This is a genomic window from Psychrobacter nivimaris (assembly GCF_043419765.1).
GTDB lineage: Bacteria > Pseudomonadota > Gammaproteobacteria > Pseudomonadales > Moraxellaceae > Psychrobacter.
In genome coordinates this window covers 485,137-502,016 of the sequence record NZ_JBHOFX010000001.1, presented here as the reverse complement: position 1 = coordinate 502,016, position 16,880 = coordinate 485,137, and the positions used below count along the sequence as shown (strand labels likewise).

Genomic DNA, 16,880 nt, shown 5'->3' with positions numbered 1-16,880 from the left:
TAAGACTACGATAATTATTGTTTATTTAAAAAATAAAAAAAGGATTTTTTATGACTGAGACTGCTTATATTTATGATGCGATCCGCACGCCACGTGGCAAAGGAAAAAAGGACGGCTCCTTATATCAGGCATCACCGATTTGGCTGACGCGAACTTTACTAAAAGAGATGCAGCAGCGCCATAATTTAGATACCAGTTTGGTCGATGATGTGGTACTTGGCTGTGTGACGCCAGTGGATGAGCAAGGCTCTGATATTGCCCGCATTGCTGCTATCGATGCTGGCTGGGCACAGAGTGTGGCTGGATTAACCTTGTCTCGTTTTTGTGCCTCTGGTTTAGAGTCTATTAATTTAGCTGCTGCAAAAGTTATGTCAGGTATGGAAGGCATGGTAGTGGCAGGCGGTGTGGAGTCTATGAGCCGTGTGCCGATGGGCTCTGATGGCGGTGCTTGGTACATGGATCCGCGTGTGAATGAAGCGACGCATTTCGTGCCACAAGGAGTGGGTGCAGATACCATCGCAACGCTCAAAGGCTTTAGTCGTAGTGATGTCGATGCCTTTGCCACCGAGTCGCATCGCCGCGCGGCACAGGCATGGGAGAGTGGCTATTACGATAAGTCTGTCGTTCCTGTCACCGATATCAATGGCATGATGCTGTTAGATAAAGATGAAACCATCCGTCCTAATACCAATGTCGAAACCTTAGCGGGTCTAAAACCTTCTTTTATCATGCCAGGCAAGATGGGCTTCGATAGCGTTATCTTGGACAGATACACCACGATTGAAACCGTCAATCATGTGCATCATGCGGGTAACTCTTCAGGCATTGTCGATGGGGCTGCTATTTGTTTGGTCGGTAGCGCGGCAGCTGGTCAAAAAGCAGGGCTAAAACCACGCGCCAAAATCACAATGGCCTCAGTCATTGGCTCAGAGCCTGCCATTATGCTCACAGGTCCAACGCCAGCTTGCCAAAAAGCCCTCGATAAAGCAGGCATGCAAGCTTCTGATATAGACCTTTGGGAAATCAACGAAGCATTTGCTGCTGTGCCGATGAATACTGCTGATGATTTTGGCATCTCGTTTGATATCGTCAACGTCAACGGTGGTGCGATATCCATGGGTCATCCGCTTGGAGCAACTGGCGCGATGCTCATGACGACCGTCCTTGATGAGCTAGAACGACGCGATCTACAGACCGCGATGATTACGCTATGTGTAGGCGGTGGTATGGGAATTGCCACTATTATCGAGCGTGTTTAACTTTTTCTAAAATGGACCTAAAAACTAATTAGACTAAAACGCAGTATACAAAGAATCATTTAAGGGATAAAAATGATGACAAATAACCAGACAGCAGATAGCGTAACAGCCATTAATGAATTAGATAACTTCTCTGCCCAGCGTGATGACGACGGTATCGTCACTGTCACAATTGACCAAAGCAAACGCAAAATGAATGTCATCGGTGACGGCTTTACGGAGTCGTTCGCCACGATAGTTGATAGTTTCATCAATGATGACGCCGCCACAGGCTTAATTCTCACATCGGCCAAAGAAACCTTTGTGGTTGGCGCAGATATCGATCAATTGAACCAGATAAAAACAGCTGAGCAAGCATTTTCACTGACTGAAGAATTAAAAGGTAGTTTGCGCAAGCTTGAAACGTCAGGTAAACCTGTCGTCGCTGCTCTGACAGGAACCGCATTAGGCGGTGGTTTAGAGCTTGCACTTGGCTGTCATTATCGTATTGCCATTGATACACCTAAGACCAAGCTTGGTTTGCCTGAGGTGAAACTGGGCTTGCTACCTGGCGGCGGTGGTACTCAGCGCTTACCGCGATTGGTCGGTATTCAAGCAGCACTGGAGCTGATGACGCAAGGCAAAGAACTTCGCGCTGCTGCCGCAAAAGACATCGGGCTTATTGATGCAACAGCTACTGATCAAGCAGATATGCTGAAGCAAGCAAAAGACTGGATTCAAAATAATCCAAGTGCGCAGCAGCCATGGGATAAGAGAGGCTTTAAAATTCCTGGCGGCGATAGTAAGCATCCAAAGGTAGTGCCTATATTCTCTATCGCCCCAGCCATGGCCAATCAAAAGTCACATGGCAACTATCCAGCGATCACTCATATTATGTCTTGTGTGTTTGAAGGGTGCTTAGTAGACATTGATACAGGGCTTGAAATTGAGTCGCGTTATTTTGCCGCTTGCGTACTGTCCACTGAATCTAGAAACATGATCAACACCTTATGGACTCAGCTAAATAGCATCAAAAAAGGTCAGTCTCGTCCTCAAGGGTTTGAGCGAACCCGAACTAAAAAGGTTGGTATTTTGGGTGCTGGCATGATGGGCGCAGGCATTGCTTATGTCACTACCAAAGCAGGGATAGACGTTGTCTTATTGGACACAGAAATTGCCAATGCTGAAAAAGGCAAAGCGTATTCTGCTAGTATTTTGGATAAAGACATTAGCCGAAAGCGTGCTACCGAAGAGAAAAAACAAGCTCTCTTAGAACGCATCACGCCAACAGTTTCTTATGGTGATTTATCAGACTGTGATCTTATTATCGAGGCGGTGTTTGAAAACCGAGAAATTAAAGCCAAGTGTACCCAGCAAAGTGAAGCAGTGATTTCAAACACTGCCGTCTATGCATCTAATACCTCAACGCTACCTATTACTGGACTGGCAAAAGCCAGTACGCGACCAAACCAGTTTATCGGTCTACATTTTTTCTCTCCCGTAGATAAGATGCCGCTCGTTGAGATTATCATGGGCGAGCAAACCGACGATGCAACATTGGCCAAAGCTTTTGACTATGTCGTGCAAATAGGTAAAACGCCTATCGTCGTCAATGACAGCCACGGATTTTATACCTCGCGGGTATTTGGTACCTATGTGTCAGAGGGCATTGCGATGCTAGGAGAGGGTGTGCATCCGCGTAGCATCGAAGTCGCCGGACTAAAAACAGGGATGCCGATGCCGCCGCTAGCATTGCAAGATGAGGTGTCATTAAGCTTAGCATTACATGTCAGCGAGCAGCAGCAAGCGGATATGGTAGCCGAAGGTAAACCAATCGTAGTGCGTCCTTCTTATGACATACTAAAAACACTGGTCAATGAGCATGGGCGCGAAGGTAAGAAAAATGGCAAGGGCTTTTATGACTATCCAACAGAGGGTGATAAACATCTATGGCCTGAGCTGATAAATCTATACCCACCAAAATCAGAGCAACCGTCGCAGCAAGATCTGGTGGATCGTTTGATGTTTATTCAAGCCAATGAATCTGCTAAATGCTATGAGGAAAATGTCGTACGCTCAGTTGCCGATACCAATATAGGCGCTATCTTTGGTTGGGGGTTCGCACCGCAGCATGGTGGTACGCTACAGTTTATCAATGCAATGGGCATGGATGAATTCATCAAACGTAGTCGTGAGCTCTCGGCGAAATATGGCGAGCGTTTTGAGCCTGCTCAGATATTGCTAGATATGGCAGCCAAAGGTGAGGCGTTCTCTGATGACTGATGTGCATGTATCAAATCATGATCAAATGGGAGACTGTCTACAAGGGTTACGAGTGGTCGATCTGACTCGTAACCTACCTGGGCCTTTTGCCACACGTTTGCTAGCAGATTTGGGCGCGGACGTCCTTAAAATCGAGCCCAAACAAGGAGATCCTGCTCGGGTATTTGGTGAATTATTCGCAGCTCTAAACCACGGTAAGACGACCGAAAAATATGACTTTCATGATTCCGAAGCCATTGAAGCTATAAAAGCACATCTTAAAGAAGCTGATGTGATGCTAGATAGCTTTCGCCCAGGTGTCTTGGCAGAAATGGGGCTAGATGCTAAGACCTTGCATGCCATCAATCCAAAGCTAGTCATAGTGTCAATCACTGGCTATGGTGTAGCAGGCAATTACGCAAAAGAAGGTATTTACTTAGAAGGTACTTACTCAACAGATGGTTCTCAAGTGAATCATGACTGGGCCAATAAGGCCGGTCATGATATCAATTTTATGGCTATGAGCGGTGTACTAGATCAACTAAGAACAGCGCAGGGTGAGCAGGCCATGCCCAATATTCAGTTTGCGGATTTGGCAGGTGGTAGTGATACAGCAGTGATAGCATTGTTGGCTGCCGTATTTGCCGCGCAGCGTACGGGCAGGGGACGACACATTGCTATTAGCATGACGCACAGTTTGTACAACCATATGATTATGCCAAAGGTCACAGGCAAACTGATTAATAGCCTTTCAGGAAATGGCTTAAACGATACTCTACTGCCGCAGCATGATTTTTTGGGTGGTGTATTACCATGTTACCGACTGTACCAAACCGCTGATAAGCGGCATATGGCAGTTGGTTCCTTAGAGCTGAAGTTTTGGCAAGGGCTATGTGAGGTATTGGAACTACCGTCGCTTAAAGAAATACACTGGCAGCTTGGTATCATGCCCAATAGACCTGAGAGTGAAGCCGCGACCAACACAATTGCGAAAAAATTCGCCAGTGAAACGCTTGAGCATTGGCAACGTGTATTTGCAGCAACGGATGTCTGTGTGACCCCTGTGCTGAGTTTACATGAAGCTAGAGCTCACCCTTTATTTGCACATCAAGATGAGCATCATGCGACGTCAGGGTGGCAGCAAGTAAATTAATAATTAGTATGTAAGTAGTCTTAGAGAAAAGTGAAAACATGTACGTAACCCTTGAAGGCGATACCAAGCCGCTGCTGGCTAGCATCGTCTTTTTAGCCTGTATTATTCTGACTGCCTGTCTAAACCAGAGTGATTGAACTTGTATATTTATAACTGTCTATCTAAAATTGCCTGAATAAGAGACAATACGCCTATAAATCCTAAAGTCTTACGGTACTAAAAAAATAGTAGCACGTTCAAAGGCTCTTAGAGATTGAGCAACACAGACATTTAATAAATTTAACTTAAGCAAAAAGGCAGTTCTGAATGACCAAACATAACCCGTATAATTTTTTACCTTTGCAGCCAACAGGTAGAAACGAGACCAATACTGCTAATACTTATGCTCCTGAAGATATGATTAAAATATACGAGCAGCAGTTTCTCATTCAAGTGCCAGAAGAAGAGCTGACCGAGTTTTTGCCAGCGTTAAAAGCATTCTATGATATCGACAACCATACCTTAGATGTCAGTGCCATTATTTTTGATGCAATCGCAGACTCTGCTATCATTTACAATCATAAAATCAAAGTCGGCGACTATCAAATATTAGGTGAGTTGATAGAAGAAGCGATTGAATATGATGAAGAGAATAAAAGTGATGAAAGCACTGAGAGTGAAGAGATTCAAGCCTATACATTAGAGTGCCAACGTACTTTCTTCATTAATGATGTAGAAATACCTTATCATTTCAACCTATTCATTTATGGCGATGGTTATTCTACTTTGACTAAAAAAGAAACCGTACTAGAAAAAATGTACTGGTTTGTCAGAGGTAGGTTTGAAGAGGATTTGCTAGATGACGCTGAAGATAACGACAGCTTAGAAACTATTAATGCGCAACTAGCCAGTTTAGGTATTCGTGAAATGGATCTGACGACTGTAGATGAGATAATCAGCTATGTGGAAGGCAGTATCATTGACGATCCAATGGTGGACGAGCTTAATAAACTGTTGGATGATGCTGAGTAGTGTGGAAGATAAGTTAGTAGAGTAATCAGCAAAAGAACAGATTTGAAAAACTATATAGCTGAAAAACTAGAAAAAAGCCTCACTGCTCGTATGATGAATGGTGAGGCTTTTTAAACTCACAACCTCATAAATAAGTTCTTTCGTCATCATCCAAAATTACATGACGCGATACATTTCTAGGTTTTTACCCATCTCCCCTCAAAGGGTCAGTCGATTTCCTATATAATGTAAGCTATTTCGTTATTGTTGATCCATTCAATTTAGGCTTTTTTTTTAGCAAAAAACGCTTCTTATCAGGTAAAACGGTGCTTTATGTTCAACGCTTCCTCGACTCGTTTAAATAAATACATCAGCGAAAGTGGTATTTGCTCTAGGCGAGACGCTGACCGCTTTATTGAACAAGGTAATGTATACATCAATGGCAAACGTGCGTCGGTAGGTGATCAAGTGGTTGCTGGTGATGCAGTAAAAGTCAACGGGCAGCCTATTGAGCCACGGGAGCCTGATGATTTTATTTTTATTGCATTAAATAAGCCAGTGGGCATTGTGAGCACCACAGAAAGCTCTGAGAAAAATAATATTGTCGATTTTGTGCGACATAGTTTGCGTATTTTTCCGATTGGCCGTTTGGACAAAGATTCTCAAGGTTTGATCTTTTTGACTAATAATGGTGATTTGGTCAATAAGGTATTACGTGCTGGCAATAATCACGAGAAAGAGTATCTAGTTACAGTAAACAAGCCGTTAACAGATAATGTTATCGAAGGTTTGGCGGGCGGTGTGCCGATGCTTGGCAAGATGACCAAAAAATGCCCAGTGACTAAAGTAGCGCCTAATGTCTTTAACATCACGCTCGTACAAGGTTTAAACCGTCAAATTCGCCGTATGTGTGAGCACTTTGGCTACGAAGTCGTCAAGCTTGAACGTACGCGGATTATGAATGTGAGTCTTAAGGGGCTTCCTGTTGGTGACTGGCGAGACTTAACCCCAAAAGAGCTGTCTGTGTTGCTTAAATCTGTAGAAGATTCTTCTTCGCAAGACAATCACTCAAACAAGAAATCTCGCAATACGCCACGAAAAAAACCTCGTACGGATGCTTCGTCAAAGTCAAAACCATCTACAAAATCGGCAGGTGTAGCGAAGGGGCGTAACAAATACGCCAAAGATGATGCTAGAAAACCAGCAGGTTCTAAAGGTAGGGATGGACGTTCTACTGGTCGTGGTAAGCCGTCAGGGGGTAATGGTAAGTCTGGAGGCAGTGGCAAACCTGCTACCAATGGCAGGCGTCCTTCAAAGGGACGAGGCTCTTCACGGTAATAATTTTTCACAATGTGACGGCTATATTTATTTTTAAAATGGCAGTAAGCTAAATAACTTTAATCTTAATGAGATAATATTATGTTTAAAATAAAAGTAGAGCGCATTGTCAAAAAACCGATTGATGAGGTATTTGAAGCACTGAGTGACCATGCCAGTTATAGCTCATTTAAAGCGGTGGGGGTTGCTAAGTTAGTAGCCGAAGGTAACGAAGAGCGCAATGGCGTCGGGGCTTTACGTAGCATTCAAACGGGACCTGTTAAGTTCTGGGAGCGGATTACAGCGTTTGAGCGTCCTACTCATATGCAATACCAAATCGAAAAATCTAAACCCATCAAAATGCAGCATGATAAAGGTATCATTGACTTAAAAGACTTGGGCGATGGCACCACACACGTCACTTGGGTATCTGAGGGTCGATTGATTGTACCATTGCCATTAGTCGGTCGCCTATTTGACCGTCAAATGCAGAAACAAGGAACTATAGGGTTTAGTAGCATACTCAAATCTATAGAAAGCCGCTAGATTAGCGGCAATGTTGGATTTTTTGATATGATTATTTAGGACATGCCCTAGTGATGGCTTATTTTATTTGAGCCATCACTATCAGTTTTAATCCGTTTTATTCTTAGCAGCTTCAATCTCGTTAAAACGCGCTAACTGCTCTGGCGTTGCTTTCTGTTGATATTTCTCTTTCCACTCAGCATAAGGCATACCATAAACAAGCTCGCGCGCATCCTCGTATTCAATCTCAATACCACGCTCTTCACCAGCCGCTTTATACCATTTGGATAAACAGTTACGACAAAAGTCGGCAAGGTTCATTAGCTCAATATTTTGTACATCTTTACGTTCGTCTAAATGAGCTAGTAAGCGACGAAATGCCGCGGCTTCTAATTCGATATTTGATTCTAATTTTGCCATAAGGTTTTCCCTAGTTATAATTGAGTCATTTCAAAACTGAAATGATACTAACGATATAAATATTGCGCAACCTGTATGGGCTCAACATCTATAAAGTTTATGAATGGCTCAGTCAGTCGTTAATCAGAGTGCACTGTAGTGATAGTCAACTCTAATAGTACTATAACTCTCACAGTTGAAAAGAGACTTCAGTTTTGAAGATTGGGCACGAAATGGTCACGTTTTGGTCATGGTGCTGACTTTTAGGCTTTGTAAGTATTTGTAGTGGGAAAAAAGATTCGAACTCTCGACTCCAAGAATGGGTAATGGTCCAAGAGGCGCTATCGGTGATGCGAAAGAAGGGGCATATACTAATAACTCCGGTAGTAGTATCACAGGCTCAGGAGGGGGGTAACGTAACCAACACGGGCAAGTTTGATGATAGTGGTAATGAAATCTATAAAAGAGACAGTGGTGGTTACTATGTGATTGATGATAATGGGGTTCAACGGACAACCAACTCGCCTAATGAGCATGGTAATACTTTAGGAAACCAGCCTACCGAAATTTACCAAAAGTATGATGCCGAGGGAAATTACCTAAAAACAGGCATTTCACAAAATGCCAATACTAGATACACAGATGCTGAAATTGACGGTGGAAGAATTAGAGTAATCGGCGAGCGTCCGCGAAATAAAGCTGTCCAGATAGAGCGTAATATAACCGAACGCCATCCAGGACCAGATAATAAGGAGTCATGGGCGGGCAAACGCGATCCCTCTCACCCTAAATACGACCCCAACTATATACCACCACATATAAAAAACAATACTGACGATTAAGGAGTATAACAATGTATATGATTCAATTTGGTGCTCAAAGTGGCAGTACTCAAGCTGACAAAATAATAGGTTCTTATCATCTTTTGTTAAACAAAATATTTTATCAGAAACAGGACGAAAGTGATTATTTTAAAACATTGCTCTTCCTATCCATTGTTTTTAGAGTTAGTGGTAAACATCAAAACTTTGAGTCTGAAGGAGCAGAATTTCTACAAAAGTCAGCAAGTAGGAATGTTTACACTATTGATTTCACCATTCCACAAGAGCGCTGGCAGAATAAAACCGATGTAGAGTTACGCTCATACATTGCCGAAGGGGTCAGATCCTGTTTTGATTTATTAAAACAAAAAGCTATAGAACTTGGTGAAGTCATAGATGAAGATAAGTTAGAGCGTGATTTTGAGTATGGCATGACGCAGTTTATGACTTTGTCACTCCCTGAGCTTAAAGGTAGGTAACATGAAATTATGGATAAGTTCGGAATATAGTGGTGATATTGGTCATGAGATGAGAACCGCAAGAAACTTCGTAGAAGATGAAATAAACGTAAAAATCAACGATAAAGACTATGATATTGACTTAGATAAATGGCGCTGCATAGCAATTTTAATGAAAGACAAAGTAGATCAAGAGCGATATTGTGAAGTCATAAAATACTCATCCAAGACTAAAAAAATGGATTTTAAACTACAAATTGACTATCCTGAGTTTGTCAATGGAGATGCCAAGCGTCAGCAACAGCTTATCTACGAGATGCTCATGCGTAGTTTGGATTTATTACTTGAAAAGGGATTAAACGAAGCAGGCATTGAAAGCTTACGTCAAGATACACAAAGCGTTGCTTTAAAAAATGGCTGGATAATCGCTCATTAACATTACTGATTGTAGTGTGGGATGAGCCGTACACATAAAAGTTAAGCGCAATTAGATCAGAAAGCTACGATACTTCATGCATCGTAGCTTTTTTTATGTTTCTCACCAAAGCCACTGTTGGCCAAGGCGCTATTGTCACAGGGGACGCACTCACAGGTAAGGACAGCTTAGCAGGCGTCAACCGTGACGCCTTGAATACTGAAACAACTATTAAAGATGTGCAAACAGGTGGACTGGCTGTCGATACGGGTATTGATACGCGTGTGTTGACTCAGGCGGGTCGGACTGAGATTATTGATGAGCAAAAGGAACTTACCTAAGAATTTGAAAGCTATTGCAGCTATTACAGGTACGGCAGGGCTTGCTGTACCTGCCATTACTGCGGGACTATTTGATAGAGGGAATGGCAACCCTGACAGTCAAAATAAATCAGGCCTTTTATGTATCTAACAGTCCACAGGTATCATTTACCGTGAGGAAGTTGACGAAATAGGCAATCCAGTTTTAAACGAGCTCATTTGGTGTGATATTAAAAACTTTTTATTCATGGCATCGTTGTATTGTTTAGAAAAAATTTCGATAAAACTGTCTCATTACAGTAAAGTTGCAAATAGCTGGATTACTGACTTTAAGCAGTCTAATAAATTATATCTTTTAGATGTGAATGATTCTGATATGGCATATTACTTAAAAAAAGATATGTTTTACTGTTTGTCAAAAGGAAGAAGTTATTTAATTACTTATAAGCTTTACACCGGGTTTTGTGAAGAGTTGAAAGATAAGCGAATGAGTCTGTGAGTAAGTGTCGTAACACATAAGCTTAAGTGGAGTAGCCCTCAAAAAACAAACAAAAAAAAGCCTCACTTCCTATTTAAGGAGTGAGGCTTTTAGTGCTTTTTCAAGCCATATTTGGAGCGGGAAACCCCAACCTTGGCAAGGACGCCGACCAAAACCACTGTAACATATATTAACCCTAAGCCTTTTACTTTAAAGAGATTGGGGTTTTTTATTATTAGATAAAATTTATTATATATAGGTTATTTTTTGGATAATATATATTTATGGACACTGTTGTATTGTGGTAATATGACACCAACCAAATATTAATTATAGCATATCTACCCTATCGGCGATAATTGATTTTGTACGGTACATGCAACTGACATATGGACATGATCATGGCAAAGCTAGCTAATAAGACAATGAGACGAAGCGTCAAGAGTATTAACGCATTGGATGAATTGATAGTGCACGAATGTGCCATCAAACCGTACCAAATATTCTGTGAGTTAATTGAGGCTGAGACTAATGAGTTCGTCTCAAGTAACACGCTGTTGTTGGAAGTCGTCGATGAGTCTGATCAGTATAGGTTTTTTGATGGATTTAGAGAGGTAAGTATTCTGACGAACAGCTCTGAGATATCTATTAGAAGAGTAATTCTATCCAATGCCGAAATAGAGCGGCGCGCTTGGTCTTGTCTTATGAACGAGTTTATAAACTTAGATCCTATTAATCCAAATATTTTCAATGCTATAAAAAACAGTATGCCTATTCAGGTGCAAAGAGCGCTATTTGATAATTCTCTGACTATACAACGTATTTTAGATATTAAAAATATCGAGCGTTATCAATATGATTATCAGGTGAATCTCATGCATAACCAGTACGCTAGTGAAATCCCTTCATTCTCCGAATTAATTGATGAGGTGCGCTATGCTGACAGTGAGTAATGTGAAAAAGTTAATACCAGCCACTGACGATGTTTATACCGATGATCTTAGTAATTTCTTTTTAACAGTCGCCAATTTAGTCTCAAATGAATTTATGGACATCACCATTGAGGTTGAACAATTAGAGTTTTTGACTTCAGCATGTTTAAAAAAAATATACGACTCATACAAAGGTAAGTTGACTAAGCCCGAAAATTTTACTCGAGCATTTATTGCTAGTACTTATCATCTACCAGAATTTAATGTTAGTAACCCAAGTAAAGAATGGTTATGGGTCGCTAAATTGAGCCATTTACTAATCTATTTTGCTCAAAATGACTTACCTAGACGTATTGGCGAGACAACGGCTGAAGCTAGAAAATGGATGAATCCAGCAAGTGGTAATTACGGTATTTGGAAGCATTGCTATTTGACACTACAAGCTGATACGTTACAGGCTACCTATGAAAGGTTTGAAAGTTATCGAGTCGAACTAGAAAGCAATAATACTCCTACTCTCAAGTCATTTATCAAAATTTATCGAACTATTGACTTCGCATTCAACAATAGGGATAGCATAACGCGCACTTCCTTAGGCAGAAAACAGACTAAACAGAGCAAAATTGATGAGCCAAAAATTGAGTATGTGACGCAAACGGATGTAGATGATGATACAGATGAGCTAGTATCAATCACAAGCTTTGAGAAAACAGAGAGTGGTAATGATATTAATCGTGAGCGATTAGATGATCCAATTCCTGATTTCAATTATATCGAGCAAAAAACTCTAAAAGAGACCGAGAAGTTCTCAAGTAATCAGATTTATCGAAGAACGCGAGCGAAATTTGCGCATGCAAATAAAAATGAGAGGTTTGTGAGTAGCAATATCCGTCAGTTACCGTTAACTGCTATTAAAAATATAGCATTTAAATTGTGGCAGTGGTTCGATGACTATAATGACAGTGAAGCTGATAGGGACAAAAAACGAGCTATAGCTTATTTGCTGCTTTCTCTATACACGGGTCATTCAGTCGCTAGATTGGCTAATGATATTAATAATAATTATAAAGAAATCATTGATATTAGTGCTCGTAAAGCAAAGTACGAATTTATCATTAATCTAGATATCACGCCACTACGCATTAGAACGACAGGAATAGAGTCAGTTATTGCTAACCGATTGACACAGTTCAAGCTACCAATACCTGAGGCATTGGGCATCTTTTTAACCTATAAAGGTTATCCGGATTCAGCCTTGATTAATGAGATCATTGCTGATCTACGAGTAACTTTAGAGCTGCCAGTTATTAGTTTGGTTAGAATTGAAAAGTCGCTGTACACCATTATCATTTATGAAGTTGGTAGTACTCAACTAGCTATTATCATTACCTCACGTAACAGCAGAAAAAGAGCTGATACTTGGTATAGCTCGCACGATATTAAGAAAGTGAAAGAGGTCTATCACAATGCGATTCAAATTCTAACAGACCGCTGCCACAAAAATAAATCCAGCGTCGTTGAATATTTATCCAAGGTAGTCCTTAGTGATGATGCTATTGGTAGTCAAAACAGCCCTGACTATCCGATAGTAAGTCTATTCATTAATTATCTTTATCAAAAGGTAGTAACCACCACAAATTATAGAGAAAAATTCAATTTTTACAACTTATGGTTATGGCATGTGTCCCTTTTACTAACCTCAGTAAGAGCAGTGGAAGGCGCACCAGGTTATTTAAAACAAATAAACCTGCAAGCAGGTATCGCTTGGATTTCTGATAAAGAGGAAAGGGTAACAGGTAATAGTCAGCGAAGGGTACCTATTTGCTCATTTTTAACAGAAGGTATTCAAAATTTCTTACGTTACTTGGGAAACTTTACTAAACGTTATGGACGCTTAAATCCTAACTTCAGTATTGAAGTTAATAAAATTCTGGCGTCTGAGCGCCCACTATTAAATTTTATAGATAAAAAAGGGAGCTTTCATTCCTTGCGGCCAGCTATTGTTAGTCAAGAATTGGGTGAGAAATTTCGCTTTAAAATAGACTGGACACGACACGTTGGGCAAAGGTTTTTACATGAATATGGGTTAGATGAAGCAGTCATCTTAGCGATCTTTGGTCATGAAATGATAGGACAAGAAGCGTGTAGAAGAAACTCAGCACTGTCGATAGGGCACATATTAGCTGCTAAAAATACTTATCACCAGCTGGCAGTGAAACTTAAGCTACAGCAGGTTGCTTTATGACAAAGACACAGCAAGATATTCTATACGGTCATCTAAGACGGTCAGCAAAATCGCAGGATCAGCGCAAGCAGGCATTACAGCACACTAAAGAGCTGTGTCAAAACGCGTGGGATGTTTTTGTTGAAGAAAACCAGTACTCAGATGCGATAACGGATGAGAAAATTTACGATTTATACGAATCAATCTACAAAGAGATTGAGGAAAATTTGCCAGTACATCTACTACCATTTGCATTGTTCGAACGCATGCGTTTTTTTGATAACATTAATGAATCACGTAAAAAAAGACACCTGTCGTTATTACCAAAGCCAATCATTGCTGTACGTCCACAGCGCCCGAAAAACATCAATGATTTTGATGAGTTTTTATATCTGACTAAAGCCCAGAATGTTGTTGCACAAGCATTTGATAAGTGGCAGCAGAGAAATACCTTTTCATTACTTGAGAGCGTCAGCTGGTTTTTATTCTCACTCATTAGTTTTGCAGGATATAACGATGAGAAGATACTTCAAGAGATTTATGACTATCTAGAACAAAAAAAGCCTATTTATCAGATGTCTGATGAGATGCTTGTCATGCCGATCAGACTACTATCATCCAACTATGGCAATGAGCTTGTTACTACAGAAAATGATTTAGATAAGGTGTATCACACACGCCTGATCATCATAGATGATATCAGTCGCTTATGGCTGCTCAAACTACAACGCCAGCATCAAGCGCAAAACCAGTTTCCTAAATACCATCAAGTGATAAAAAGACTAGGGGAATTTATTGGAGAGAAATTCACGGTTAAGTCCATCCATAGATCTAGCTACTTACGGCATACTGCAATCTATTGGCAAACGCTACCAGAAGTGTATTTAGACGTTCAATTGGTTCAGGTGCTAACAGGCCAGCAAAAGCAAACATCAATATCAACATCGCAACTACTGAGGTATTTTCAGAGCATTAAAACACCCAAGGTGGTTCTGTCTGATGAGCATGTTAGTAAATTAATGATCGGGCCTAGTACTAGTAACAATGGTGATAACGCACTTGATGCTGTCAAAGTCGAACGGTTCAGGTCTGATGCAGTTAAAGAGATACGCACGATACTTAATAACGCTAAAAAACAGGTTCAACCACAGCTAGTAAGTCTACTAACCCAAAACCTATATCCTAATCAACAACGACTGGTTAGATGGATGTTGGATCTGTGTATTAATGGAAGAAAAATTAATACTTTAAAGCGGTATTTGTCCGAGATCGGGAATGGATTTATTGCGGGGACACGCACTGCTGACTTTTTGCAATGGTCAAAACATGACTATCACTATATATATAACGAAATTATTGTAGAAAAGAACCCAAATAAATTAGGATATACAAAAACAGTTATTTGCTCACTGCATGGTTCTTTAAAAAAGCATACTCAAGCGCCTGAAATTGACATCGTAGGAGGCGGTGATGCACAAATAGTGTCGAGCTACCTAGTTCCTCAGAAAGTTTATCATACTATTCTTGATTGTATCGCTGAGCAACAAGTGCTGAGTGAGTACTATAAACAAGCGCTTAGTATTGTAATAATACTGTTATACCGTACTGGCATGCGTATCAGTGAGATTTTGGGACTACAAGTTACAGATATCGAATATGACAATCAAAGCTTTACTGAATATAACGTTATTGTTCGCCCTAACGCGCATCGAGACTTGAAATCAGATGACGGCACACGGCGAATATATTTATCAGTATTACTTTTGTCAGAAGAGCTAGAAGATTTTAAAAGGTTCTTTCACTTAAAAAAGCGACAGTCTTCTCGTTACTTATTTACTTTAGCGTATCAGTCCTCTGTTATGTCTCGTTATAGTATTGAGCAGCCACTAAAACGTATACTAGAAAATACTGCTTATCACGACATTACTCCGCACAGCTTTCGTCATAATGCGATATCAAATATGGCGCTTATACTTAGATGTAGCCCAATGCTTGTCATGCAGTTCACAGATTATGATGAAGTAAAAATCTATGATATTAAAACTCATTTTTTAGGTAGGGTGCGCAGTGTCTCGACAAATTACTGGGACGCACTAATGGAGTTTGCCGGTCATGCCGATTTATCAACAACCTTTAGCTCATATATCCATACCGCTGATATCATCGCAAGTCATCAATTGCAACAGGCCAAATTGACCCTGCCTTTGGATGTTGTTAATAAGTTGATTGGCACCAGTCGTATGGACTTAAAGCAGCACAATAAATACGCCTTGGAGAGTAGAGATGACGCTGTCAGTCTCAGTAACATTAGACAATATGTGAATCGTAAGATTGAGTGTAAAAGGTTAATGTTTACTGATAAAGTAAAAGCGCCTCAGTCAACTAGCAGCAGCATTGTCGATAAGGATAAAAAGCATTATTCAGCAGTGTTTGGTAGATATAGCCGTGAAATGATAGAAAAGCTTCTATGGGACATTGAAGACGGTCAAACGTTAGGAGAGGCCAGTATTTTAAACTTTAGGTACGATGATGCGTTGATGATTTATGAGCGAGCATTGAGCCTGGTCAAAGATACTGAGGGTAACCTAAACCATAAACTGGTCTCTAAAAAACGTAAACAACGCTCTGACCATATTTTACTAGCGCCAACACCGCTGCATTACCATGAAGAGCAAGCCTTAGTGAACTTATGCTTTGATAATCTTGAAAAATTATATGAGGATAAGGAGGGTCGGCGTAAGGTGAAAGAGATGCTTCAAGTATTTTATGAGAAGGTTAATAGCTCTAAAAGTGAAATTCGTTTTACTTTTAAGCAAAAAAAGAATTTTTATAAATACTTAAGTACTATGTGTCAGATACTACCAAGTAAGCATTGGCGTGTTAATATCAGCTGCCTTAAGTCAGAGCTTTATCTCGCTGAGAAGAATAAAAATGTATATCGCTCTGTTGTTGATAAATCAGCTAAGCTCAAAAAAATAGAAGAGTTTGAAAAGGACATGCCTGAATTCGAAGGTGACCTAATTTATTTAGACACTTACAACGGTTATTCATTAGCACTTATTAGTCCGCTACAGAAAAAGGGTAAGGCAAAATTATCTTCTGCTTTGATGAGTTATGTTTTGCATTTTTTGCTCATCGTAGATGGTTTGACTGATTGATAGCTCTCAATTTTATATGTACGGATTTGACGGCAGGAGTCATAGCTCAACGAACCAGAATGGTGCAGGGGTTGAAGTTAGAATTATCAGAAAAATAAAAAGTTCTTCTACTGATGCAAAAGCTTATGAGTCTTCTGGCGTCTTGAAATTTTTGGGAGAGGTGTTAGTGATACTGATTGAGTCATATTAG

15 protein-coding genes are annotated in these 16,880 nt (G+C 40.5%); 14 read left to right on the top strand and 1 reads right to left on the bottom strand.

Annotation, left to right across the window (positions count from 1 at the left end; genetic code table 11):
* Positions 1-50 precede the first annotated feature (50 nt).
* The 6 genes from ACHEVO_RS01725 (at position 51) to ACHEVO_RS01700 (ending at position 7,506) form a co-directional block, all read left to right on the top strand.
* Positions 51-1,259 (top strand): acetyl-CoA C-acetyltransferase, encoded by a 1,209-nt coding sequence (locus tag ACHEVO_RS01725; RefSeq protein ID WP_394123677.1) that lies wholly within the window; start codon positions 51-53, stop codon positions 1,257-1,259.
* Positions 1,260-1,331: 72 nt separating this feature from the next.
* Positions 1,332-3,521 carry a 3-hydroxyacyl-CoA dehydrogenase NAD-binding domain-containing protein gene (locus ACHEVO_RS01720; RefSeq protein ID WP_394123676.1) on the top strand — a complete coding sequence of 730 codons (2,190 nt, stop codon included), beginning with the start codon at positions 1,332-1,334 and terminating at the stop codon, positions 3,519-3,521.
* The gene (locus tag ACHEVO_RS01715) at positions 3,514-4,653 is read left to right on the top strand and encodes a CaiB/BaiF CoA transferase family protein (RefSeq protein ID WP_394123675.1); all 1,140 of its coding nucleotides are present in this window, start codon (positions 3,514-3,516) and stop codon (positions 4,651-4,653) included. Before ACHEVO_RS01720 ends, ACHEVO_RS01715 begins: the two co-directional genes overlap by 8 nt.
* A gap of 306 nt (positions 4,654-4,959) precedes the next feature.
* Positions 4,960-5,664 carry a hypothetical protein gene (locus ACHEVO_RS01710; RefSeq protein ID WP_394123674.1) on the top strand — a complete coding sequence of 235 codons (705 nt, stop codon included), beginning with the start codon at positions 4,960-4,962 and terminating at the stop codon, positions 5,662-5,664.
* Positions 5,665-5,976: 312 nt separating this feature from the next.
* On the top strand, positions 5,977-6,981 hold the full coding sequence (gene rluF / locus ACHEVO_RS01705) for a 23S rRNA pseudouridine(2604) synthase RluF (protein ID WP_394123673.1): 1,005 nt from the start codon (positions 5,977-5,979) through the stop codon (positions 6,979-6,981).
* A gap of 81 nt (positions 6,982-7,062) precedes the next feature.
* The gene (locus ACHEVO_RS01700; protein ID WP_394123672.1) at positions 7,063-7,506 is read left to right on the top strand and encodes an SRPBCC family protein; all 444 of its coding nucleotides are present in this window, start codon (positions 7,063-7,065) and stop codon (positions 7,504-7,506) included.
* A gap of 87 nt (positions 7,507-7,593) precedes the next feature.
* Here ACHEVO_RS01700 and ACHEVO_RS01695 read toward each other — a convergent pair whose 3' ends face one another.
* Positions 7,594-7,905, bottom strand: coding sequence for a DUF1244 domain-containing protein (locus ACHEVO_RS01695; protein WP_101205288.1), 312 nt, complete (start codon positions 7,903-7,905; stop codon positions 7,594-7,596).
* A gap of 326 nt (positions 7,906-8,231) precedes the next feature.
* On the opposite strand from ACHEVO_RS01695, the gene ACHEVO_RS01690 reads away from it, so the two are divergent.
* The 8 genes from ACHEVO_RS01690 (at position 8,232) to ACHEVO_RS01655 (ending at position 16,690) form a co-directional block, all read left to right on the top strand.
* Positions 8,232-8,726, top strand: a complete 495-nt coding sequence (locus ACHEVO_RS01690) for a hypothetical protein (RefSeq protein WP_394123671.1) — start codon at positions 8,232-8,234, stop codon at positions 8,724-8,726.
* Positions 8,727-8,737: 11 nt separating this feature from the next.
* Positions 8,738-9,184: a hypothetical protein gene (locus tag ACHEVO_RS01685; RefSeq protein ID WP_341609464.1), complete on the top strand. Its 447-nt coding sequence runs from the start codon at positions 8,738-8,740 to the stop codon at positions 9,182-9,184.
* A 1-nt stretch (position 9,185) separates the two neighbouring features.
* The gene (locus ACHEVO_RS01680) at positions 9,186-9,599 is read left to right on the top strand and encodes an Imm44 family immunity protein (RefSeq protein WP_394123670.1); all 414 of its coding nucleotides are present in this window, start codon (positions 9,186-9,188) and stop codon (positions 9,597-9,599) included.
* 95 nt (positions 9,600-9,694) lie between these two features.
* A complete protein-coding gene (locus tag ACHEVO_RS01675; RefSeq protein ID WP_341609462.1) occupies positions 9,695-9,919 on the top strand; it encodes a hypothetical protein in 225 nt (74 codons plus the stop codon).
* Complete coding sequence (locus ACHEVO_RS01670) at positions 9,897-10,049, top strand: hypothetical protein (RefSeq protein WP_394123669.1); 153 nt, start codon at positions 9,897-9,899, stop codon at positions 10,047-10,049. Before ACHEVO_RS01675 ends, ACHEVO_RS01670 begins: the two co-directional genes overlap by 23 nt.
* Positions 10,050-10,777: 728 nt before the next feature.
* A complete protein-coding gene (locus ACHEVO_RS01665) occupies positions 10,778-11,329 on the top strand; it encodes a hypothetical protein (RefSeq protein ID WP_394123668.1) in 552 nt (183 codons plus the stop codon).
* A complete protein-coding gene (locus ACHEVO_RS01660) occupies positions 11,313-13,553 on the top strand; it encodes a hypothetical protein (protein WP_394123667.1) in 2,241 nt (746 codons plus the stop codon). The genes ACHEVO_RS01665 and ACHEVO_RS01660 overlap by 17 nt, the downstream gene beginning before the upstream one ends.
* Entirely contained in the window at positions 13,550-16,690 is a 3,141-nt protein-coding gene (locus tag ACHEVO_RS01655; RefSeq protein ID WP_394123666.1) for a site-specific integrase, read from the top strand. The genes ACHEVO_RS01660 and ACHEVO_RS01655 overlap by 4 nt, the downstream gene beginning before the upstream one ends.
* The last annotated feature ends 190 nt before the right edge of the window (positions 16,691-16,880 follow it).